At 37.8% G+C, this 21,684-nt stretch carries 22 protein-coding genes and 7 pseudogenes; 26 read left to right on the top strand and 3 right to left on the bottom strand.

Annotated elements, in window-relative coordinates:
- The first annotated feature begins 11 nt into the window (after window positions 1-11).
- The 3 genes and pseudogenes from NSQ41_RS14825 (at window position 12) to NSQ41_RS14815 (ending at window position 1,543) form a co-directional block, all read left to right on the top strand.
- Window positions 12-440, top strand: coding sequence for a hypothetical protein (locus tag NSQ41_RS14825; RefSeq protein WP_327856380.1), 429 nt, complete (start codon window positions 12-14; stop codon window positions 438-440).
- Between the two features lie 89 nt (window positions 441-529).
- A pseudogene (locus tag NSQ41_RS14820) lies at window positions 530-1,161 on the top strand (polymorphic toxin type 8 domain-containing protein); the annotation flags it as partial.
- A gap of 4 nt (window positions 1,162-1,165) precedes the next feature.
- Window positions 1,166-1,543, top strand: coding sequence for a DUF2750 domain-containing protein (locus tag NSQ41_RS14815; protein WP_311066398.1), 378 nt, complete (start codon window positions 1,166-1,168; stop codon window positions 1,541-1,543).
- 400 nt (window positions 1,544-1,943) lie between these two features.
- On the opposite strand, the pseudogene NSQ41_RS14810 reads toward NSQ41_RS14815, so the two are convergent.
- A pseudogene (locus NSQ41_RS14810) lies at window positions 1,944-2,090 on the bottom strand (ISNCY family transposase); the annotation flags it as partial.
- 533 nt (window positions 2,091-2,623) lie between these two features.
- Between NSQ41_RS14810 and NSQ41_RS14805 the strand changes: the two are divergent.
- From NSQ41_RS14805 to NSQ41_RS14795, 3 genes and pseudogenes are all read left to right on the top strand, one after another.
- A pseudogene (locus NSQ41_RS14805) lies at window positions 2,624-3,570 on the top strand (RHS repeat-associated core domain-containing protein); the annotation flags it as partial.
- On the top strand, window positions 3,571-3,807 hold the full coding sequence (locus NSQ41_RS14800) for a hypothetical protein (RefSeq protein WP_066246758.1): 237 nt from the start codon (window positions 3,571-3,573) through the stop codon (window positions 3,805-3,807).
- Between the two features lie 94 nt (window positions 3,808-3,901).
- On the top strand, window positions 3,902-4,519 hold the full coding sequence (locus NSQ41_RS14795) for a hypothetical protein (protein WP_339210251.1): 618 nt from the start codon (window positions 3,902-3,904) through the stop codon (window positions 4,517-4,519).
- A gap of 194 nt (window positions 4,520-4,713) precedes the next feature.
- Here the strand turns inward: NSQ41_RS14795 and NSQ41_RS14790 are convergent, their stop codons facing one another.
- Complete coding sequence (locus tag NSQ41_RS14790) at window positions 4,714-5,916, bottom strand: transposase (protein ID WP_027725900.1); 1,203 nt, start codon at window positions 5,914-5,916, stop codon at window positions 4,714-4,716.
- A 240-nt stretch (window positions 5,917-6,156) separates the two neighbouring features.
- On the opposite strand from NSQ41_RS14790, the pseudogene NSQ41_RS14785 reads away from it, so the two are divergent.
- From NSQ41_RS14785 to NSQ41_RS14700, 18 genes and pseudogenes are all read left to right on the top strand, one after another.
- A pseudogene (locus NSQ41_RS14785) lies at window positions 6,157-7,028 on the top strand (RHS repeat-associated core domain-containing protein); the annotation flags it as partial.
- Between the two features lie 49 nt (window positions 7,029-7,077).
- Window positions 7,078-7,836: an Imm26 family immunity protein gene (locus NSQ41_RS14780; protein WP_339211640.1), complete on the top strand. Its 759-nt coding sequence runs from the start codon at window positions 7,078-7,080 to the stop codon at window positions 7,834-7,836.
- A 367-nt stretch (window positions 7,837-8,203) separates the two neighbouring features.
- Entirely contained in the window at window positions 8,204-8,437 is a 234-nt protein-coding gene (locus NSQ41_RS14775) for an Imm32 family immunity protein (protein ID WP_063387347.1), read from the top strand.
- A gap of 445 nt (window positions 8,438-8,882) precedes the next feature.
- Window positions 8,883-9,044, top strand: coding sequence for a hypothetical protein (locus NSQ41_RS14770; protein ID WP_339210247.1), 162 nt, complete (start codon window positions 8,883-8,885; stop codon window positions 9,042-9,044).
- A 148-nt stretch (window positions 9,045-9,192) separates the two neighbouring features.
- Window positions 9,193-9,849: a hypothetical protein gene (locus NSQ41_RS14765; protein ID WP_339210245.1), complete on the top strand. Its 657-nt coding sequence runs from the start codon at window positions 9,193-9,195 to the stop codon at window positions 9,847-9,849.
- Window positions 9,850-10,507: 658 nt separating this feature from the next.
- Window positions 10,508-11,125 (top strand): annotated as a pseudogene (locus NSQ41_RS14760) (RHS repeat-associated core domain-containing protein); the annotation flags it as partial.
- Window positions 11,126-11,179: 54 nt separating this feature from the next.
- The gene (locus NSQ41_RS14755) at window positions 11,180-11,500 is read left to right on the top strand and encodes a hypothetical protein (protein WP_003352856.1); all 321 of its coding nucleotides are present in this window, start codon (window positions 11,180-11,182) and stop codon (window positions 11,498-11,500) included.
- On the top strand, window positions 11,494-11,850 hold the full coding sequence (gene tnpB, locus NSQ41_RS14750) for an IS66 family insertion sequence element accessory protein TnpB (RefSeq protein WP_003352857.1): 357 nt from the start codon (window positions 11,494-11,496) through the stop codon (window positions 11,848-11,850). The genes NSQ41_RS14755 and tnpB overlap by 7 nt, the downstream gene beginning before the upstream one ends.
- Before the next feature lie 61 nt (window positions 11,851-11,911).
- Window positions 11,912-13,489 carry an IS66 family transposase gene (locus NSQ41_RS14745; protein WP_274856739.1) on the top strand — a complete coding sequence of 526 codons (1,578 nt, stop codon included), beginning with the start codon at window positions 11,912-11,914 and terminating at the stop codon, window positions 13,487-13,489.
- 136 nt (window positions 13,490-13,625) lie between these two features.
- Window positions 13,626-13,982, top strand: coding sequence for a YxiJ-like family protein (locus tag NSQ41_RS14740; protein WP_130158301.1), 357 nt, complete (start codon window positions 13,626-13,628; stop codon window positions 13,980-13,982).
- A gap of 113 nt (window positions 13,983-14,095) precedes the next feature.
- Window positions 14,096-14,146: pseudogene (locus NSQ41_RS14735) on the top strand (hypothetical protein); the annotation flags it as partial.
- 69 nt (window positions 14,147-14,215) lie between these two features.
- Entirely contained in the window at window positions 14,216-14,647 is a 432-nt protein-coding gene (locus NSQ41_RS14730) for a hypothetical protein (protein WP_339211672.1), read from the top strand.
- Between the two features lie 61 nt (window positions 14,648-14,708).
- Window positions 14,709-15,638 carry a hypothetical protein gene (locus NSQ41_RS14725; RefSeq protein ID WP_339210241.1) on the top strand — a complete coding sequence of 310 codons (930 nt, stop codon included), beginning with the start codon at window positions 14,709-14,711 and terminating at the stop codon, window positions 15,636-15,638.
- A 43-nt stretch (window positions 15,639-15,681) separates the two neighbouring features.
- On the top strand, window positions 15,682-16,002 hold the full coding sequence (locus NSQ41_RS14720) for an RHS repeat-associated core domain-containing protein (protein WP_339210239.1): 321 nt from the start codon (window positions 15,682-15,684) through the stop codon (window positions 16,000-16,002).
- 353 nt (window positions 16,003-16,355) lie between these two features.
- Window positions 16,356-16,925 (top strand): hypothetical protein, encoded by a 570-nt coding sequence (locus NSQ41_RS14715; protein ID WP_311066400.1) that lies wholly within the window; start codon window positions 16,356-16,358, stop codon window positions 16,923-16,925.
- 119 nt (window positions 16,926-17,044) lie between these two features.
- Window positions 17,045-18,013 (top strand): annotated as a pseudogene (locus tag NSQ41_RS14710) (RHS repeat-associated core domain-containing protein); the annotation flags it as partial.
- A gap of 29 nt (window positions 18,014-18,042) precedes the next feature.
- Window positions 18,043-18,480, top strand: a complete 438-nt coding sequence (locus NSQ41_RS14705) for a DUF4304 domain-containing protein (protein ID WP_339210238.1) — start codon at window positions 18,043-18,045, stop codon at window positions 18,478-18,480.
- A gap of 113 nt (window positions 18,481-18,593) precedes the next feature.
- Window positions 18,594-19,103, top strand: a complete 510-nt coding sequence (locus NSQ41_RS14700; RefSeq protein WP_339210236.1) for an Imm26 family immunity protein — start codon at window positions 18,594-18,596, stop codon at window positions 19,101-19,103.
- A 203-nt stretch (window positions 19,104-19,306) separates the two neighbouring features.
- On the opposite strand, the gene NSQ41_RS14695 is transcribed toward NSQ41_RS14700, so the two are convergent.
- Window positions 19,307-20,680 (bottom strand): IS1380-like element ISGsp2 family transposase, encoded by a 1,374-nt coding sequence (locus NSQ41_RS14695; protein ID WP_044899598.1) that lies wholly within the window; start codon window positions 20,678-20,680, stop codon window positions 19,307-19,309.
- A gap of 166 nt (window positions 20,681-20,846) precedes the next feature.
- Here NSQ41_RS14695 and NSQ41_RS14690 point away from each other — a divergent pair, with 166 nt between their 5' ends.
- On the top strand, window positions 20,847-21,002 hold the full coding sequence (locus NSQ41_RS14690) for a hypothetical protein (RefSeq protein WP_339210234.1): 156 nt from the start codon (window positions 20,847-20,849) through the stop codon (window positions 21,000-21,002).
- Window positions 21,003-21,290: 288 nt separating this feature from the next.
- Window positions 21,291-21,647: an RHS repeat-associated core domain-containing protein gene (locus NSQ41_RS14685; protein ID WP_339210232.1), complete on the top strand. Its 357-nt coding sequence runs from the start codon at window positions 21,291-21,293 to the stop codon at window positions 21,645-21,647.
- The last annotated feature ends 37 nt before the right edge of the window (window positions 21,648-21,684 follow it).

The following is a 21,684-nucleotide window of genomic DNA, read 5'->3' as shown; positions in this document are numbered from 1 at the left end:
GAGTAATGAATATGGATCTGAAAAAATTAATTGCTTTATTAAATGAAATGTGGGCTACCGTAGTCGAAAGCTTTCATATAGATATTTTATCTCATACGATTAGCCTAAACGTTAAATTAAGTGATAATAAGGAATATTATAAGATTGTATTTAAGGGTGTTTCTTCTTTTTATTTCGTAGAAAATTCCGGAGATTCCCGCTTAAATCCTATTAATCCAGAAGATGGGGATTACATTGAACTAACTTCAATTGACTATTATCAAAATGGCATAGGTAAAATTCATATTAGCTCGACAAAAGAACAATGGGTTGACGAATATTTTTCTTCGGCTAATTTTGTACTTGAGTTTTGGGAGGCACTATTATTTATTGAAGCGAAAAGTATAGTGATTAATGGGGAGGAGTTTCTAGTAGATTATCCACTTAAAAATCAAAGTTAAAAGCTTTTAATTGACTAATATTGGAAAAACGACGTCCTTCGTACTATAAACTAGTATTTGTCAAGTAAACCATATAAAAGAGTGACTTTTATGACCGAGAAACGGGTCTATACTACTTGATCGCCCGCTACTACCATCCCACGCATGGCGTGTTCTTATCGTTAGATCCAGATCCAGGAGATTCGGATGATATCCTCACACAAAACGGTTATACGTACGTAAATAACAACCCGGTGATGCTGGTCGATCCGGATGGGCATTTTGTGTGGATGGCGATTAATGCGGGATTTGCGGCGTATGATGGGTATAAGGCCTTTAAAAAAGGCGGTTGGAAAGCGGCGGCGATTGCAGTAGGCGTAGGGCTTGTTGGTGGTGCTGCGTTTAAAGGTGCCAAAATTGCGTATAGGGTGTATAAAGTTAGACGGGCTGGAAGGTTGGATTTACAGTTTTTTGCTAGTGGTAGAAGAGGTAAACAAGCACGTTTAAGAGAATTAGCAAATGATGATAAATTATCATCAGCTTTACGTGGTGAAATTCGACGTGATATTAATGAGATTAAAAGGGGAAAAGAAGAACTATAAGAGTGCCAAAGGGATATGAGTTAGCTCATAGACGTGGATATGAGGCAAGAAAAGGATACGGGTACGAACACAGTGATATACAAACAATAAGAAATCATAGAACTCAGCACAAGTATGATCGCTATGGAAGAAGGAGGTAAAAACATGATAAATGAAAAAGAATTTTACTCTGTTCTTAACTTACCAGCTAACAAAAGGTATGAATACTTTATAAAAAAAGTGGTCGATTGGGGAGAGGTATGGGGACTCTACGAAGACGGTTGGGCAATGACTGAGGATGATAATGGCAATCTACTAATTCCTTTTTGGCCTAAAAGAGAATTTGCTCAATATTGTGCCGCCAAAGAATGGGAAGGATATACTCCTGAACCAATTGAACTCGATGAGTTTATGAATGAATGGCTTCCTAGGATAAAAGAAGATGGATATAGACCATCGATTTTTTGGAATGGTTATGATTCCGCAGTAATGGAAGTTGAAGTTTTGTTAGGAGATTTAGAAGGTGAATTAGAAAATTATTAGACTTTTGATAGCAACGTTATCTATAGTAAAATTTTGGGGTAAAAGAGCGGCAGTTCAGTAACTGCCGCTCTTTTTGTAAATTCATTTTTAGAACCTCCCTCTATAAACTTTAATTTTCTTCAGATTTCTTACGTTTTTTTTAAATTTCGCAAACACATGATAGCTTTGCCACCTCATATAAATAAATATTACTTGAATTTATACAATATATTTACATGTTAAGACCTATCCTACGGAACATATTTACAATATCTATAATACTGCGTATGACCGTGCTAAAAGTCTCCACACTTCTCATGGTTGCTCACCCTCCCAAGTATCACTAGATGATGGTCCACACATTCCTTCGTCCTGCGTATCCATGAGGTGGAGGTTGAATATGCTCGATGGTGTTGCAAAACTAGAGTAAAAACTCGAAATTATGCATAAGAATGCAACATAACACATGCAGTAAATATCGATGAAATCCATATCATGGGGGGCTCCATCCCATTACTCTTTACTCGTTAAATACCCGTTCAATCTCCCGTCGAAGCCCAAACAGCCACAGCCATTGGCTGTTTTTAGCAAAGAAAAATACAGAGTTTTGCAAAGAAAAGTGCAGAGAATTGCAACTTGATATGAAGCCTCTGTGGGCGTGATTAAAAAGCCAGAAAGCCAGCAATATCAAGGGCTGGCTTCGCCTAACAAGGCTATCCCGCCCACCACTCCATGTAAAGTTGGCATAAGCCAAATTCTCTGCAAAGCTCTGCATTTTTATTATGCAATAAACATTTTAGAAGAAGACTATTATTTTAACTAGTGGACTAGTTTTCACTTTTGAAGCATGTTAGCGAAACTTTTCATCAGCCTTGGAAATACTCCGTATATGCTCCCTACGACCTCAAACATCGAGGATATTCATAAGATTTTATTAAAAGAGAGTTAAAACCTTATAAATTAGAGATGAAGCCTAGCATTTAAAAAAAGAGAAAGCGATCTTTTGGCTACACTCGATGATTCAATCGCAAGAACGGCATTAAAGTGTTTCTTGGTCAGAGGTTATACCGGAATTTCGGGTATAATCTCTTTTTGTTATAAAAATACGACGAAGACGGCCGGCGCATCCAAAAGAAAGTAAATGGGGTTGTGACCAACTACCATTATCAAGGCGACAGCCTCAACGTCTTGTATGAAACCGATGCGAGCGGAAATGTGGTAAGATCGTATGTATACGGAGAAAACGACCAGCTCTTGGCGATGAAAAAGGCAATGCCACCTACTTCTACCACTACAACGCGCATGGCGATGTCATTGCTTTGACGGATGCCCAAGGAAACCTTGCCGCGCGCTATCAATACGACACATGGGGCAAGCTTCTCTCCCAATCAGGTGGGATGGCAGAAGAAAACCCGTACCGCTATGCCGGATACCAATATGATGAAGAGACTGGACTCTACTACTTGATCGCCCGATACTACCATCCAACTCATGGCGTGTTCTTGTCCATGGACCCTGATCCAGGAGATTCGGACGATATCCTTACACAGAACGGCTTTATACGTATGCGAACAACAATCCGGTGATGCTGGTCGATCCGGATGGGCATTTTGTGTGGATGGCGATTAATGCGGGATTTGCGGCGTATGATGGGTATAAGGCATTTAAAAAAGGTGGTTGGAAGGCTGCGGCGATTGCCGTTGGTGTGAGATTGGTTGGCGGTGCGGCGTTTAAAGGTGCCAAAATTGCGTATAGGGTGTATAAAGCTAGACGGGCTCTAAATTTTGCTAAAGTTACTAGAAAGGCTGTAGCTGGAAAAATAACAAGATATACTAAACATGGTTTAGCACAGGCTATGCAAAGAGATGGTGGTAGAGGAGTGGCTCCTAAAGCTATTCTAGATGCAACTAGAAACCCAAAAAAAAGTGGTTCAACAGTCAGGAGGAAGAACGAAATATGTGGGTAAGAATGCGGTTGTAGTTCTAAATAAGAACGGAAAAATAATTACTACTTACGCAAAGGGCTCAAAAGGTATAAGGAGGAAGTAAATGTTAAAGCTAAGCGCAGATATGTTACTTTTATTAAGAGAATGCTTGGAATCCCGTAGACCCGACCTTCTGTGGGTTTTAAATAATGAAATTAATATAAATGAAACTTTAGGTAACGAATTGAGAGATATTGTAAATGAAGAGTTTTTGGAAAAAGGATTAAATGATGATGAACCAAATGAGCTGGGGATAAAATTAGAGAGATTAATAGACGAAATTGGAAGGTGTTTTATGTAAGTATGTCTGTTTAAAAGGTGAAATTTCTCAGATTTACGATTTATAGTCCCAATGGTAAAAAAGATACTTTAAAAATAAGGTTAGGGGCGAAATAATGGAATATAAAAATAAATTTATTGATAATATGAGGGAATTTGAGAATCTCAAAAATCTTATAAATACAATTTTTATTTCTAATAGTTCTTTACCAAACCAAGTATTTCATAAAGAGTTTACAAATTACTTGTTTAAAGAATTTGATTTCACTATGACAGACGAATTCTGGAGTGAAATCAGGGAATTAGCTAATAAAACAAATGATGATTTTATCATAATGGCTGTACTTGATCCTGATCCAATAACCTATTATTTTAAAGAGTTCGATTATTTTAATTGGGTTAAGTTAGAAATAAGTATTACCCCTGATCAATACTTGGATATTTTGAATTTCAGTCCAGAAGATAGTCCAGCCGACTCCATATTTGTTAATTCCTATACTGTAGTATGGGCTTCTCCTTCAATGAAGTGGGGAATATGGGCAGAAAGAGAAAAAGAGGTTTGCGTTATTGCATTCAGTGAAAAAATGTATAAGGACTCCTTAAATCCGATATTAAATAATTGGAGACCAATTGATAATGAGGTTACTGATTGGATTGGCCTTAATTATAAAAACTTCACTATTCCAAAAGACGTTAAAGACAAACTATTTTTAAATTATAAAAGTGGTTATTAAGTATTGTGAAAAAGTTATTATAGAGTTATTATCTTAATATTGCCTTAAGAGAATTATTCTCTTAAGGCTTTTTACATGGGCGGAGTACCGGATAAACCGATTGTTACAACCGGGTATTTTGTATCTTTGGTTTACAAATATTCTGTTTGTCCTTTTTTGGGCGTACTTGCAGAATTTTTCGCTTTAAAAATTTTTTAAGCGGTTTGTTGCTTTTTACTCTCTTTTGCCATTGCGAGAGCTGAAACCAGTAATACGATGGCGTTCAAGTAAATATGAGTTTTTACTTTATCGATTCCCCACACATGCAGGGAGTTCGCTGTAAGATAACTTTTCATTCTTGAATTGCACCGTTCTACACTGGTTCGCTCATTGTAAAGTTCTTTCCAACGTTTGGAATCGCGGTGTGGATTAGAGTACCGGCGAAGATCCTTATTCACGTTAATTTTTACTACCATTCCATAGTTGGAGGATGAACAGGCTGCCATTCCTAATGGGCAATCCACTTTTCCGGTTGCGTGTGGACATCTGAATTTGAGCTGATCCTTATTGGCTCCCCAATAAGTCATTTCGTACCCCATAGAACAGCGTGGGGTTCCATTGGAGGCAATTCCTTCGGGAGGCTCCTTTTCATTACGCAAATTGAGTGGAATAATAGCTTGAGCCCCAATGTTCTTGGCGGATTCGTAGTTTTTAAGCTGGTCGTACCCACCATCCATTATCAGGAAATCAATTTTAGAGTTTGTACAACTCTTTACTTGTTCAATTAATTGTGGTGCGACATCCCCATCGTTGATATGAGCAGGGGTTACTTCAATCGCCATTGGTAATTCACTTTTGGTGTCAACGGAAAGATGCATCTTATAGCCAAACCAAGTAATTTTATTACCGAAGGAATCAAACTTTGCCCCCCAATTGGCGTTGCCTGTTTGTTCACTTCGCTTCTTAGGCTGCTTCTTTTCGTAAGCATCAATGGCGGCACTGTCGATAGCCTGATGTTTTCCATCAATTACTCCTTCCTCTTGAGCTAACTGGACGAGATCTTGAAAGATTCTTTTCACGAGTCCAGTTTTGGTTAGTGAAGAAAATACTCGGCTAAGAGTAGAGATGGATGGTGCAGGCCTGCTAATATCTAAACCACATTGGTAACGAAAACGCAGGTCATTTTTCAATCGATTGTGAAGAGAAGTAAAAGTATCAATACCTTCTAATGGGGCAGCGATAAGAGCCCTTAATATCCCTTCTTTGGAATGTCCTTCAGCCCCTTGGGGTGAAGAACTTTTCAATTGTTTAGCATAAGGACGCAAATCTAGAGCACTAAAAAAGATCGGTAATTTCTCTTTTGACTCTAAAATTTGCAATTCTTCAAAGGAAAATAGACTTTCTTGTAGAATATACAAAGTGACTTCCTCCTTGTGGATTTTTGTGGTTTGGTCACTTCAAAATTCTACAAATAAGGGGTGAAGTCCTTTTTTATGCTTTAGAAAACCTTATGGCTCTTGGGTTGAAAAATGTGCAAAATGCTCACAACCAAAAAACATTATCCCCGAAACCCCTGCAATGATAATTTTTTGAGTTATCTTGTACGCACAAAATAAGTCTGAAAAAGATCCCTATGTTTAACTATACACAACTGAAAAATCACTAACTATCACCATTACCAAGTCGACAGCCTCAATGTCTTGTATGAAACCGATGCGAGCGGAACGGTGGTACAATCGTATGTATACGGAGAAAACGGCCAGCTCTTGGCGATGAAAAAGGCAATGCGACATACTTTTACCACTATAACGCCCATGGCGATGTCATCGCTTTAACAGATGCCCAAGGAAACATTGGGGCGCGCTATCAATACGATGCGTGGGGGAACCTTCTTTCCCAATCGGGGGATGTGGCAGCAGAAAACCCATATCGCTATGCAGGATATCAATATGACAACGAAACAGGTCTATACTACCTGATTGCCCGTTACTACCACCCAACGCATGGCGTGTTCTTATCGTTAGATCCAGATCCAGGAGATTCGGACGATATCCTCACACAGAACGGCTATACGTATGCGAACAACAATCCAGTGATGCTGGTCGATCCGGATGGGCATTGGGTATGGCTGGCCATCAATGCAGGGTTTGCGGTTTATGACGGGTATAAGGCATATAAGTCAGGAAAAGGATGGAAAGGTGTCGCGGCTGCTGCAGCTATTGGTTTTGTTGGTGGTCCTAAATTAAAGGCAGCAAAAAAAGCGAGAACCGCTGTTATTTATTTAAGAAAGAATTTAGATACTGGGGGTGTATATGTAGGAAGAGCAAAAAGTTGGAAAAGATACTTAAAAAGACAGTATGAACATGGGAAAAAAAGTGGAGCTAGATATCAATATTATGTTCTTCAAAGAACAAAGCCTGGTCGACAAGCAAGAAGGTATGAGCAAAAATGGATTAACCGATTGGGTGCTCCCGTAAGATATGGAGGACTGTTAGAAAATAAAAGACATGAAATAACTCCCAGAAAATGAAAAAAACACAAAATATAATCATAAAAATAGGTGTGGTGTTATTTTGGAAATGATAAACAGTAAAAGTTTTAATAAATTAGAAAACTATCTACAAGTGGGGTTAGTAAAGATTTTCCTACCAGACCATAACTCCAAAGAATTTTTTATCTTTGAAGATTTAGCAACGTTATTAGATATTGAATCTAATTTTGAGGCTGAGTTTTTTTTAAAAAAGAAGATTAAAGAAAGTGGTATCAAAGGGAAAATTACTTTAGATTCAGAAAGTGACTATGTTTCCTTAAGAACCAAAAATGCAAGTCTTATCTTGTCAGTTGCCCTTTTGATCAATAATTTAAAAAAATATTCTATAGAGGAAGAAGTTATTACAGAATATAATAAATTCTTGACTTCCTGGAAAACTCCTAAAAAACAAAAGTGGGGAATTGGTGATATTTTTTCAATTCCATTATCAGACGGCACGTATTACTTTGGTCAAATAGTGGAATTAGTAGAGGGATTAACACCAATTTGTATCTTATTCGATGTAAATAAAAATACGTTACCTGAATATACGGAGTTTGCTAAAGCAGAAATCTTAACTGCACTAAGTTTTATTCCTGATAAATTAAATGATTATTCTTTTAAAGTAATTAATAATTTACCACTATTTGCAAAAATTAAAGAAAATATTAGAAGAGACCCGGTTCGCAATATCCAGCACAGCAGTATAACATTAATATACTACTGTGAAGATATTAAATTTAATAAGGGTTCTTACAAGTTCGAGAGTATTACATCTAATAGGGAATTTGTAATTCCATTAGACTAAAGTTACTTATATCATATAGACTCAAAATCAGTTAAGATGGTTTGAGTATCAGACTGTTGTAGACAAAATAGGATTCAGACACTCAGTTTGAATCCTATTTTACTTTAATTAGGTAACCCATTTAAAGGAAAAACTTTCAAAGAGATAGAAGACATGTTTATAAAAAAAGGTTTTGAAAAACGAGGTTCAGACCCATTAAATGGTAAGGGTGGATATGTAAATCCTAAAACAAGACGTTCCTACTATCTAGATAAGGGGGACACTATAAAAAAGGTTATGAGCCTCCACACGTTGATGTCAATAGGTTAAAGGGTAGTAAAAGAAAAAAGAAAAAATACTTTTTAAAATAGCTTTGGAGGTATATAAATTGCAAAAACATCTATTATCCTTTGAATATGACAGTGATGGAGAAAAACTTGAAATCCATGCAAATGAAAAAGGCTTGAGATACTTAAAAGAACAAATTGAAATCCTTTTAGAGCATAAGCAAGGACTTCATTTAATGACACCAAGTTGGGGAGGAGAGGAGCTAACAGAAGAACAGCAAGGAAAGGATAATATTTTAATACATCATGTGAAAATCTTTCACTGGGGCGATTAATCGCATCATACCTTGAGAAAGTAAGTTCTTTTTTATGAAGTGTAGCACTGAATCAACTGGTACCGTCAAGAATTTTGTGTAATGCAAGATAGATGGAGTATCTCTGAAATGGATTTGGAATGAATAGGGGGATGTGTCCCATACCCGTCAAGTTTAGTGTTGTAAATTTTTAAGACCATACTTTTAAATTAGCACATGATTTCAAAATCCCTTTTTCAAATTATTTCGGACAGCTTCGGAAATCATGTGCAAATTTTTTGCGGAGTATTTCGGATTTTGTACAGTGTTTCTAACGTTTTGCACATTTTTTCGGATAACTATTTCTAGTACGCCTGATGAACGGATGAAAAGAAGAAACACCGAAGGAGCGGATTCGGCCTCTTCGGTGTTAATACTCCATTTCCCCCGCCATGCGCACCAATTTTTTGACTAAGGTGCTAGGCACGTGTCGAGTGATGAACTCGATCAGTTGGAGACCGAACAATGCCCGGATGGAACGACCATCGAGTATACGTATGATGGATTCGGGAACCGGACGAAAGTCGTGAAAACAAAGGATGGACAGTCGACGACGATCACGGCTGATTATAATGCGGTGAATCAGTAGATATTATGCACGAATTGTTAAGAGAAATATTTATGGAAGAGAGAATGCCCTAAAGTGGGAAAGAGGAAGAGCTTATGCAGTGAGAAAGGCTGGGGGCAACATGTATCTTCACGTCAGACCTTAACTGCATAAAAAAAGGAGGAAAGCTATGTTACTAAAAACATTTCTGTTATTAGGTGAAGAAGGGATAACTGATGTTAAAAAAAGCTTTTCCTTTCAAACTAGATGCATGACCAAATTGTATGAAAGAGTCTTTGATAAAAAATATAAAACTGTTGATTGTAGGCAATTAAATTTCCATTGTGGTAATTATCCCGAAATAAAACTATTAGAATGTTTTGATGGTTTCTGTCAAGTTTTAGTACCATATAATGTTGAAGAATTTCTCAAGTATCCAGATAACAAGAAGAAAGTAGAAATTTTAGAACTGTTAAAAAATAGCCTCGATTTCGTTATTAGGGAGAAAAATTGGGATCCTGATCCTTTTCAAGAAGCTTATGAGAGAGTAAAGGAGTTAAACTATATTAATGAAATTATATGGGATAAACCAAAATTTAGTCCAAATAGAAAATATAAAGCTGAGGTAATTTGCAATCACGATCTATATGATTTTACACTAAAGATAGTGATTAAAGATAGAAATGGTAAAGTATTGCATGAAAAAGAAATAGTATCAACTGAACCGGATGAACTTATTTATGATAGGTTTTTAGGTCATTTACAGTGGATAAGCGATGATGAGATAGCCCTTTACGAGAAATATTCAAAGCGATATGTCCCTGTAAAATTATCAGAAGTATTATAAAGAGTATTTTATGGATATAGTTAAGTAATATTTCACACTTGGGCAGTTAGAAATTTTTTTAGAAGGACATAATTCGTCCTTCTGATTTTTTACTCTTAGGAAAAAGGCAATGCGACATACTTTTGAATAAAGGTAGAAGGAAATGAAGAGATAGAAGATGAATCTTGAACAATTAATAGGGATTCTAAAGATAGGGCATGAAATAGAATTCACTTATAAGGGCGAACGTTATTCAATCACTGATACTCAAAGAGGCATTTGTCGTACACAGTACTATGATTTACAACATCAAGTATATAAAAATTTAGAGCATCTTATAAATAAGCACTAATCGGTAAAGAAAAATTAAAAGATATTATTTCTGAAATTCAAGTGATTAATATTTTTTAATTATCTAAAAAGATAAAGGATATTGTAATAATTACTATGTTGAGTGTTCGAAATTTATAATGATTTCTTTATAATACGTAGACAATTAAATTTTTATTAAAAAATAGAGAGACTTAAGCTAATGGATAAAAAACCGCCAAAATGATTATTGTATAAGTAAGTATAAATGATGGCTGCCTATGTTGTGATTGGACATTTCGGGCAGCCGTTTTCCTAAAGGAAGAGTTTGTGTAAAATAATTCCCGCTTGTTAATCAACTGGTACCTCATATGACAACGAAACAGGTCTATACTACCTGATCGCCCGATACTATCACCCAACGCATAGCGTGTTCCTATATTTAGATCCCGACCCGAGGGATGGCGATGACATCCTCACGCAAAACGGGTATACGTATGCGAACAACAATCCAGTGATGTTGGTGGATCCGGATGGGCATTTTGTGTTGATGGCGATTAATGCGGGATTTGCGGCGTATGATGGGTATAAAGCCTTTAAAAAAAGCGGTTGGAAAGCGGCGGCGATTGCGGTAGGTGTAGGGCTTGTTGGTGGTGCTGCATTTAAGGCATTTCGAGCAGCACAAGCAGCAAAGGGTCTCGCACGGTTTTGGTATAAAGGTACCTTTAAAAATAGTATAGAATCGCTAGCATATCATCATAACAAACATGTCGTTAGAAAGGGACGCTCCTATAGTCCAGAAAGATACACAAAACTAGCGAGAGCATTCTATCGTTCAAATAAACATTTGCGAGAAGAAGTGACACTATCTACAGGCAAAAAAGGATATAGAATTAATAAAGGAAAGGTTGGAGGTTATTATACCAAAAGAGGGAAAATAGTGACATTTTGGCATAACGTAAGCGTCAAATCTTGCACACCTTCTTGATGTGCTAATTTCATGAGATAATCTCCTCAAGATGAAATTGAAGGGGGTTTTTTTATGCCTAAGAATCCTGAATTACGAAAGGTTTGGGAACAACGAATCGCTGACTATCGTAAAAGCGGTCAAACTCAAGTAAACTGGTGCAAGGAAAATCAATGGAGTATTCACCAGTTTAAATACTGGTTAAGAAAAATTGAAAATCCAATAAAAAATCAAGGAAAGTCTACAAAATGGGCATCCGTTACCCTAGAAGATCATTCACAAACAGTTGAAAATTCATTACGGATTGAAATTAGTGGGATTTCAATTGAAGTAAAACCTGGTTTCGATCCGGCCTTTCTTTCAGAAGTGGTTAGGACGTTGAAATCAACATGTTAGTTGGTACAAGAGCTGAACGAGTTTACTTGGCAAAAGGAAGTACTGATTTGAGAAAATCCATTGATGGATTAGCTGCTTTGGTGAAAGAGGGATTTGATTTAGATCCCTTTTCATCAAGCTATTTTGTGTTCTGTAATCGAAAGCGAGATAAATTAAAAATTCTTCACTGGGACTATAATGGTTTTTGGCTTTATTATCGTCGATTGGAAAAAGGAAAATTTCAATGGCCAAATGAAAATGACACTGGAACGATACAAATTAGTTATCGGCAATTACGCTGGTTATTGGATGGTCTTGCAATGGAGCAAAAGAAAGCACACCCAGAAGTAAAGGCTAGAACAGTTATATGAATTTTTTACTTTTAACAAAAACCTTGGAGGAAAATAGCTAAAACCGTCGAATTATTACTACATGATGAAAAATTTAAAGAATCCTACCCAAAACCCATTTGAATTAATTGAAAAACTTCAACAGCAAATCGTTGAATTGACGGCGAAATTACAATGGTATGAAGAACAGTATCGTCTTAGTCAAAAACGAAAATTTGGCTCTTCAAGCGAAAAAACAAATCCTAATCAATTAGAACTACCTTTATTCAATGAAGCAGAGGTAGAGTCTAATGTAAAAGCCGAAGAGCCAACTGTTGAAACAATTACATATCGTCGTAAAAAGAAACGTGGTCAACGTCAAGCTACGTTTGAAAACCTGCCTATGGAAACGATTGAATATCGTTTACCCGAAGAAGAGCAGGTCTGTTCGTGTTGCGGTGAAAAAACACACGAAATGAGCACAGAAGTACGACAAGAATTAGTGATTATTCCGGCTCAAGTCAAAGTTTTAAAACACGTTCGATATGTCTATGGATGCCGTCATTGTGAGCGTAATGAAATAGAGACACCAATCGTTACAGCACCTGCCCCAAAATCTGTGTATCCAAAAAGTTTAGCTTCACCGTCAAGCATGGCATATATTATGAATCAAAAATATGTAGAGGGGCTACCTCTATATCGCCAAGAACAACAGTTCAAACGATTAGGTGTGATCTTATCCAGGCAAACCATGGCCAATTGGATGCTTTATGGTGCCGAAAAATGGCTTGCGCCAATTTATCAACGAATGAAAGAGCATCTCCTCTCTAAAGACATTCTACATGCGGATGAAACAACTGTTCAGGTTTTACATGAACCTGGAAGGTCAAGTACATCGAAATCTTACATGTGGCTTTATCGGACTGGAAGAGAGGATCCACCACTTGTCCTTTATGACTATCAGGAAACTAGAGCAGGAGAACATGCCAAAGAATTCCTAAAAGGGTTTAAAGGATACCTGCATGTCGATGGATATGCAGGATACCATAAGGTATCCGGCGTAACATTAGTTGGATGTTGGGCTCATGCCCGCAGAAAGTTCGATGAGGCTTTAAACGTACTTCCTGAATCCAAACGTCATTCAGCAGTCACAGCTCGGGAAGGACTCAATTTCTGTAATCAGCTATTTGCCATCGAGCGTGATTTGAAAGAATGTACACCAGAAGAACGATATAAAAAACGACTTAAACACAGCCAACCATTGTTGGAGGCTTTTTCAGCATGGCTAAAAACAGAGAAAAGCAATGTTTTACCAAAGAGTCTATTAGGTCAAGCCATTACATACTGCCTCAACCAATGGGAAAAACTCGTGGCATTTTTAGAGGATGGACGATTAGAAATCGATAATAATCGAAGTGAACGATCCATTAAACCATTTGTGATCGGAAGGAAGAACTGGATTTTTAGCAATACTCCGAAAGGAGCTAAGGCCAGCTCAATCATTTACAGTATTGTGGAGACAGCAAAAGAGAATAAATTAAATCCATTTTATTATCTTCGCTACTTATTTGAAAGGCTTCCCAATATGGATATAAGCAATATGGATGAGCTTGATCAACTACTTCCTTGGTCCAAAACAATTCCTTTGAATTGTCGGGTTTTTAATAACTTATCACAATAATAGTATTTAATCCCTATCATTAAAAGGTGGGGATTATTTTACGCTTACGGCATAACGGTTGGAAACTCAAGAAAAAGTAGAAATATGAATATTATCATTTTTAACATAGTTAAGGAGAGAAAGAGGTGAACAATTTATGAAGGTTAATCACGATGTAATATTAGAACTTGAAAAGATGAGTATATTATTAAACAATGATTTTCCCACAGAAGATATAGAAAGAATTGAAAATACCATTTTTAAAGATAATGATAAATACTGTTTGACAGGGGACTTTGACAGCTTTTGTTCATTAATAAGTGGAAGTTTAAGTTATGTCCTTGCTCATAAAAAGATACCTAGGTATCAAAGAAAATTGTTGTATAAAGATTTTTTTGCTTTGTATCCTTATTACGAACCTTTAAGGAAATATTTAAACAAATTCCCCCATTTTTCCGAAGAATTACAAGTTCACGAAAGGGTTCGGGAATTACTTTTAGAAGTATTACGCTAACCAGAGAAAAGTAGCTGCCTAAATTCAGCTATTTCTCTCTGTTTAACGTGTCCGTTTTCTTGACATAACACCATTATTACCTAATCGCCCGTTATTACCATCCAGAGCATGGCGTGTTCCTTTCCTTGGATCCAGACCCAGGGGATGCAGATGACATTCTCACGCAGAACGGATATACGTATGCGAACAACAATCCAGTGATGTTGGTCGATCCGGATGGGCATTGGGTGTGGATGGCAGTAGGAGCGTTAATCGGAGGAGTATCGTCGTATAAGTCTGCAAAAAGTAGAGGTCTCAAAGGTTGGAAGTTGTGGGGTTCTGTTGCAATAGGAGCTGGTTTAGGTGCTATCGGTGGAATAGGCTCAGGTGCTTACCGTGCAGCTAAGGTTACAAGAAATATTTACAATATTACTAAGGGTCCTACATATGTTAGAGGGAGAGCCGCGCACCAAGCATGGACAAAAGCTATGAAAAGAGTTGTTCCTGGAGGCAAATATGATAAACCATTAAGAGGTACTAAAAAACGTCCAGACCTTCAATTTTTTAGAGGAAGGGTTGTCGTTGAGTTAAAACCAAAAGGTTCTTGGAAAAGAAACTATGTAAAAAGGCAACTCAAGAATTATAAGAAAGCCGGCGTATGGATTATAATTAAGGCAAGTTATTAAAGATATTTTGGGACACACACTTAGAGTGTGTCCCTCTTTGATAGTTTTAGGGGTGAAAAATATGAATCAATATGAGGAGACGGTTAGAAATTTAGTTAATAATTTTAATGAGCATAATATAGATATAGTTGCTCAAGATTTAGCTAAGATGGGAAGGGACATAATGACTATCTTACAAAAATACTTTTATAAAGTAGATCCTAATGGCAAGATTGGAATATTAGAAACATTGAAATTATTAAATGACAGTAGTGTAATCCCTTTTCTGAAAGCTATTCTTGAAAATGAGACAGAGATATTTTTTGTTAAAGCTTATGCAGAAAGTGTATTGGATTTTTTAGAGGGTAAAGAAACTCAATTAAAAAGAAAAATTCACAATTTATCTAAAAAAAGTGGCACGGATTTAATCGCAGATATAGCTATGATAGGAACAATTGGCGATTACAATGCTATAAGAGAATTAGACAAAATCAAGACGAATAACAAAGAGGTACTGGAACAAATCAAGGTAGCAAAATTACAAATAATATGTGGACTAGAAGAAATAATTAAGGAGTACAGAAAACCAGATTCCAGTTATTCTCATAAAGCATTAGCAGAGGCTATTTATCATTCATTTGATCATCCAGAAGCATCAAAAGTTATAATAGAAGATCTCTTTAGTGAGGAATTTGAGCGTGTTTTTAGTGCCGTTACTCTACTTTCTTTCACGGAAAAATTTCCTAAGGACAAAGTTACTAGAGATGTAGTAAATAAGTTCTTTGAAATTTTAACGGGTGATTTTAATACAACACTAAAGAATCATGCCATTCTTGCAATAGGTAGATATGGAAATACTGATGATGCATCAAGACTTGAAAGAATAGTTGAGGAAAAAAAGTATTTAACAAAAGGTAAATTTTGGAAATGGTTAAGTGAAAGTGCACTGTTAGACGATATCAACATCACAATAAAGAAATTGAACGAAAGAAATAGACGATTCACACTCTAAATGAGCAACAAGAAAACATAGTGGCCCGTTACCAATACGATGCGTGGAGGAACCTTCTTTCCCAATCCGGCTCCTTGGCGAAAACCCATATCGCTATGCAGGATACCAATATGACAACGAAACGGGTCTATACTACCTGATCGCCCGATACTATCATCCAAAGCATGGCGTGCTCCTATCCCTAGATCCGGATCCGGGGGATGCGGACGATATCCTCACACAGAACGGCTATACGTATGCGAACAACAATCCAGTGATGTTGGTCGATCCGGATGGGCATTTTGTGTGGATGGCGATTAATGCGGGATTTGTGGTGTATGAAGGATATAAAGCGTATAAACCGGAAGAGGATGGAAATACGTAGCTAAAAAAGCGGCCTTAGGTGCGATTGGTGGAGGGAAATTAAAACTTGTCAGACATACAGGGAAAAGCCTTAAATTTGTGTGGCTTCTTGGTAAAAATGATAAAAAACATCGGACTAGGATTAATACCGATTTGCCCGGTGGTAAAGCTGTAGCTAAAAGTATATTTAGGCACTTAACGAAAGGGAAAAAAGTCATTCAAAAAAGAGATGGAAATTCTGTGAGAAGGTATACCCCTGACAATAAATATCAAATTCGATATAAAAAGCGAAAAGACGGAACATGGAAGATTAATCTAGATTTAAAACGCGGCGGAGTTTATGAGGATATACATTTTTAAAAAGGAGGGGTTCAATTGTCATCGGTACCACATTACCTTATTCCGATCCAAACAAAGCTTGATGATTTACGTAGTATTTCTCAATCACAACATATAAGAGTATTCATAAGTTCTTCAGATTTGGATCCTGATTATCGGGAAGCTTTTAGCTGCATGCAAGTCGTATTACAGGTGAATCATCATGAATTTTATGTAGTGACGGCGGAACAAACGGAAATCGCTTATAAAGCGGAGATTGACCATCTTTTAATTGTAAAGGAAAAAGAAATGCCAAAATTACAATCGTTTAATCCTAAAGAGAAACTAGAGTTTATTCAAATAAAAGAAATGCAATCTCAAAATGGATTTCAGCTTATTACTTTTTTAGAGGATGCATACTATTGTAAAACGAACTCTAATGAGCTAGATTTTACTTTTGAGGCAGGGACAGCCCTTATGTTAGCCAATAATGATGAAAAACTTTTAATTAGCCTTGGAAATACTCCGTATGTGCTCCTTACGACCTCAAACATCGAAGATATTGATAAGATTTTATTAAAAAGGGAGTTAAAACCTTATACATTAGTGATGAAGCCTATCATTTAAAAAGAGGAAGCGATCTTTTTGCTAAACTCGATGATAAAATCGTAAGGAGGGCTTCCAAGTGTTTCTCGGTCAGAGGTTATCCCAGTGTTTCGGGGGGATAACCTCTTTTTGTTATATCAAAATACGACGAAGACGGCCGCCGCATCCAAAAGAAAGTAAATGGGGTTGTGACCAACTACCATTATCAAGGCGACAGCCTCAACGTCTTATATGAAACCGATGCGAGCGGAACGGTGGTACAATCGTATGTATACGGAGAAAACGGCCAGCTGTTGGCGATGAAAAAAGGTAGTGCCACCTACTTCTACCACTACAACGCGCATGGCGATGTCATCACTTTAACAGATGCGCAAGGAAACATTGCCGCGCGCTATCAATACGATACATGGGGAAATATTCTTTCCCAATCCGGCTCCTTGGCCGACGAAAACCCATACCGATATGCGGGATACCAATATGACCGAGAAACGGGTCTATACTACCTGATTGCCCGTTACTACCACCCAACGCATGGCATGTTCTTATCTTTAGATCCCGACCCGGGGGATGACGATGATATCCTCACACAGAACGGCTATACGTATGCGAACAACAACCCAGTCATGTTGGTGGATCCGGATGAGCATTGGGTATGGCTGGCCATCAATGCAGGGTTTGCGGTTTATGACGGGTATAAGGCATACAAGTCAGGTAAAGGATGGAAAGGTGTCGCAACTGCTGCAGCTATTGGTTTTGTTGGTGGAGGAAGATTAAAAGCAGCTAGAGCAGCTGGATTTGCAACTGAGAAATATCTTGCTAGAAGATTAGGGGCTAAACCAGCCCATCTTCAAAGAATATTTAGTGTAGGAAAAATAACAAGACGAGCTGATATTGTAAAAAATGGTACATTGTATGAAGTTAAAGTGGGAAGGGTTTCAGCTTCTGCTTTCACGAGAGCACAGATTGCAAAGGATGCATGGTTATTAAAACATAGAAAAGTAAAAAGGGTGCACTGGAACTTCTACGTAAGCTCAAGAACAGGTAAAGTAGGACCAAGTAGAAATCTTAGAAAACTTTTAAAGAAACAAGGTATATCATATACATCGTGAAAGCTTTTAATGAGTAAAGGGGGATCTTTATGTTAACTAATAAGGATAAAATGGTCAGTGCTTTAAAGAAAATAGTTGTCCCAGAATTAAGAAACAGGGGATTTAAAGGGTCTTTTCCTCATTTTAGGAAGAAAGAAGGTCAGTTAGGTTATCTGCTATCGTTTCAATTTGATAAATGGGGAGGAGGATTTATATTAGAAGTTGGAGTAGCAAGGGTTAATGGGGAAGGAAACGTGATAGTTGATGGTATAGTTCGACCATTTCAAAAGATGAATGCTTTTCACTTAAACAATCGTTTTAGGATAATGAATAATAAAAATGGAGATAAGGATTGGTTTAAATTTGATAACGAAAACAAAAACTTAGAGAAAACAGAATTTATTCGAATAGCTAAGAATGTTTTACCATATTTAGATGTTGCAGAAAATTGGTTTGAAAAAATAAAACAAAAGCAAACAGTACGATAGAACAAATCTAGGAGATCTGCTTGCTTTATAGCAGTGTCGTCTTTTTTATAACAATTTAGGTAAGCTATTGGCGTAAGAAAAAGTAGTAATAAGAAGATATGGTTGGTGATTGTATGTCACTCTGGGAAAGCATAAAGAACAAGGAAACAATTATTTTAAGTGATGATGCAATCGATTTGTTAAGTGATACGCTATTAGAAATCAAAAAAATTTATGACGAAGATTTAGAAAGAAAACCAACGGTGGCTGAATTAGAAGCATTGATTATGGAGGCTATACAACTTGATTCAAATATAGCCGAACAATTGGAGGAAATGGAAATCTCCGATGTAAAATTTAAGTTGAAAAAGAGAAAAAAGGTTCCTAACATTGAACCAGGCATTGTATTTGCAATCCCGCTTAAAGAAATTGAAAAATATGCTTATGGTTTAGTAGTAAAAGGAGAAGGTCTAAAGGATGACATTTATATACAATATTTTGATATCTTCACTAATGAAATATTAGATATAAAAAACTTTAGTAATCAATTTGAAAAACTTTTTGTTCTATATACTATTAACAGTGGAATATATGGAATCGTTAATAAAGAATGGAAAATTATTGGGAAATTGTCTAAAGCCTGAATCCGTGATGAATTGAAATCGACTTTGATTTTGTTGTAATTTTGATGGATTGATAATCCATAAAACCCCTTTTATGCTTATGACCTATGTCATCTCTATTTCCGAAAATGGAACAAATCTCTTTTTTAGGTATACGAACCAAAAAAAATAGACAAAAAAGCACAGGGAGTGACGTTGGACATCAGTGCCCGAACATTCGTTCGTTATCTTGCCTCTCTCCATTTCTGATAGACGTTCAGTAGGGGCTCGCTATAGCCACTCCTTCGCGTCAGTTTCATCCAGATCTGTCGTGATCGACGGACGAGTCGCCCTGCCATCGTGATCACCGTCTGAATAATCGTCTTGATGCGGCGGCGTTTCACTTTGTGGTGCAACGGATGTCTCGGATCGCTTAATAGATCTTGTCCAATCAGACGAAGAAGATTGTAAACGAAGGCTCCCATGACCAACACGAGCGCATTCGTTTTCATCTTCCCAGATGGAAGCCGCTCTAAATCTAAGTCGCTCTTCAGTTCGCTATGAAACTGTTCGCATGTCGCATGGTCATGATACAACGCGAGCACATCGCTCATTCGAACATGCTCGTATCCTTTGAGCCGCACCCAATAGCTTTCCACTTCATAATCAGGAACGAGCATCAGCTGTCCATTGCGTTCCATCGTCCGTTCCGTCACTTGGGTGACTTGAACGTACGTATACGTGTTTCCATCGATCGCTGCCTTCTGTGGAAGGCATAGCTCATAGGTTTGTACTCCTTCGCTTTGTCCATCATCGACACGTTTGCCCTTTTGCGAAGCGATCTGGAACCAAAGCGCTTTCGATTCTCGGCGTAAGTTTCGCTTGATGACAAAGTCCACGTCTTCCTTTAGGCATACGTGCACATTCGCTTCTGCATCGTTTCCTGCATCCATGCGAACAAGCAGACGAGATGAAGTCAGTTGACGAGCTCGACGGATAGCGGTGACTAAAAACGAGGGCATGTTGTCTTGCACATGTTGTTTCCCTGGACGCAACTCGGCATGAACGAGATACCCTTCCTTCCCTGCATACGCAAACAACGGTGTAAAACCGTCAAATCCTTTATACGTTCGACTGACTCCTTCTTTTTTCGTATCGGAGTTGTCAAATGGGGAACCATCTATATCAAGGGGAAGCCATGTCGTCTTTCCTTTGGTCCAACAAGGGGACAAAGTGGCATGTCGTTGAATCAACAGACGTATGGACTCCTCCCAAAGAATCGTTTCGGTCATCGGAAGACAAGCGAGCTGATCGAGTCGTTGTCGCAAGGTTGGAGAGGAAGGCACGTGCTGAATCCCCATCGATGCCGAAAAGATATCGTCCTGACGATACGCTTCGATATGATCGAAATCCGTTTTTCCTGTGGCAAGCAAGCCAATCATCGAGCGAATGACATCGCTATGGGAAATGTGCACTTCTCGACGAACCGTTGGAAGCCGAAGTGCGTTTACCCGTTTATCCAGTTTCGTTCGATGGAGTAAGTAGCCAACGAGAGCAAGCCCAGCACTTGGGGTAATCGCTTCATCTGTCAATACAAACCGAATCGGGAAATCTTTCATCACATCACCTACTTGATGAAGAATCGTCAACGTCGTTTTCCCTTATCGTATCAACGGTTTGCGACCATTGTAAAGATGTTTTGTCACGGATTCAGGTAAAGGAAAATTCAATCCTGAAGAATATGAGTTACCTGATTTTGTGTTTTACAATGGCAAGGAATATTTTGTGAGTCGAGGGGATGCGAATACACCAATAGCAGAATTAGAGCCTATTTCTAAAGAGGAAGGGGAAAAAATAAAAAATCCAATTGGTCTGATTGGTAGTAATAATATAGTGGAAATGCTTGTAAAATCTTACTATGAAAAGCAAACGAGAAAATAGTAATTAGCTTCTTTAAGGTTACCCCGTGATTTAAGGGATAACCTTTTTATTATACAGTGAAGATAGTTAACGAATTCAAAAGAACATTAATAGCGTAATTACAAACTACCATACCAAGGCGACAGCTTGAATGTTCTGTACGAAACGGATGAGAGCGGAAATGTGGTAAGATCGTATATATACGGAGAAAACGGCCAGCTCTTGGCGATGAAAAAGGCAATGCGACATACTTTTACCACTATAACGCCCATGGCGATGTCATTGCTTTGACGGATGCGCAAGGAAACATTGCCGCGCGCTATCAATACGATACGTGGGGAAATATCTTTCCCAATCGGGGGATATGGCAGCGGAAAACCCATACGATATGCAGGATATCAATATGACAACGAAACGGGTCTATACTACCTGATTGCCCGATACTACCACCCAACGCATGGCGTGTTCCTATCCCTAGATCCAGATCCGGGGGATGAGGACGACATTCTCACACAAAACGGGTATACGTACGTGAACAACAACCCGGTGATGCTGCTCGATCCGGATGGGCACTTTGTTTGGATGGCCATCAATGCGGGATTTGCGGCGTATGATGGGTATAAGGCCTTAAAAAAGGTGGTTGGAAAGCGGCGGCGATTGCGGTAGGTGTAGGGCTTGTTGGTGGTGCTGCGTTTAAAGGTGC

The organism is Aeribacillus sp. FSL K6-8210, from assembly GCF_037963925.1.
In the GTDB taxonomy this organism is placed as follows: domain Bacteria; phylum Bacillota; class Bacilli; order Bacillales; family Aeribacillaceae; genus Aeribacillus; species Aeribacillus composti.
Note: the sequence above shows the minus strand (reverse complement) of the source record. Positions and strands in the feature narration are given on the sequence as shown.

Excerpts from the sequence above, each read along its gene's own strand:
- NSQ41_RS14700 (WP_339210236.1), top strand. The coding sequence starts at position 18,594 with ATGTCACTCTGGGAAAGCATAAAGAACAAGGAAACAATTATTTTAAGT.
- NSQ41_RS14695 (WP_044899598.1), bottom strand. The coding sequence starts at position 20,680 with ATGAAAGATTTCCCGATTCGGTTTGTATTGACAGATGAAGCGATTACC.
- NSQ41_RS14765 (WP_339210245.1), top strand. The coding sequence starts at position 9,193 with ATGTTACTAAAAACATTTCTGTTATTAGGTGAAGAAGGGATAACTGAT.
- NSQ41_RS14815 (WP_311066398.1), top strand. The coding sequence starts at position 1,166 with ATGATAAATGAAAAAGAATTTTACTCTGTTCTTAACTTACCAGCTAAC.
- NSQ41_RS14825 (WP_327856380.1), top strand. The coding sequence starts at position 12 with ATGGATCTGAAAAAATTAATTGCTTTATTAAATGAAATGTGGGCTACC.
- NSQ41_RS14730 (WP_339211672.1), top strand. The coding sequence starts at position 14,216 with ATGGCAGTAGGAGCGTTAATCGGAGGAGTATCGTCGTATAAGTCTGCA.
- NSQ41_RS14740 (WP_130158301.1), top strand. The coding sequence starts at position 13,626 with ATGAAGGTTAATCACGATGTAATATTAGAACTTGAAAAGATGAGTATA.
- NSQ41_RS14800 (WP_066246758.1), top strand. The coding sequence starts at position 3,571 with ATGTTAAAGCTAAGCGCAGATATGTTACTTTTATTAAGAGAATGCTTG.
- NSQ41_RS14705 (WP_339210238.1), top strand. The coding sequence starts at position 18,043 with ATGTTAACTAATAAGGATAAAATGGTCAGTGCTTTAAAGAAAATAGTT.
- NSQ41_RS14780 (WP_339211640.1), top strand. The coding sequence starts at position 7,078 with ATGATAAACAGTAAAAGTTTTAATAAATTAGAAAACTATCTACAAGTG.
- NSQ41_RS14755 (WP_003352856.1), top strand. The coding sequence starts at position 11,180 with ATGCCTAAGAATCCTGAATTACGAAAGGTTTGGGAACAACGAATCGCT.
- tnpB (WP_003352857.1), top strand. The coding sequence starts at position 11,494 with ATGTTAGTTGGTACAAGAGCTGAACGAGTTTACTTGGCAAAAGGAAGT.
- NSQ41_RS14725 (WP_339210241.1), top strand. The coding sequence starts at position 14,709 with ATGAATCAATATGAGGAGACGGTTAGAAATTTAGTTAATAATTTTAAT.
- NSQ41_RS14745 (WP_274856739.1), top strand. The coding sequence starts at position 11,912 with ATGATGAAAAATTTAAAGAATCCTACCCAAAACCCATTTGAATTAATT.
- NSQ41_RS14795 (WP_339210251.1), top strand. The coding sequence starts at position 3,902 with ATGGAATATAAAAATAAATTTATTGATAATATGAGGGAATTTGAGAAT.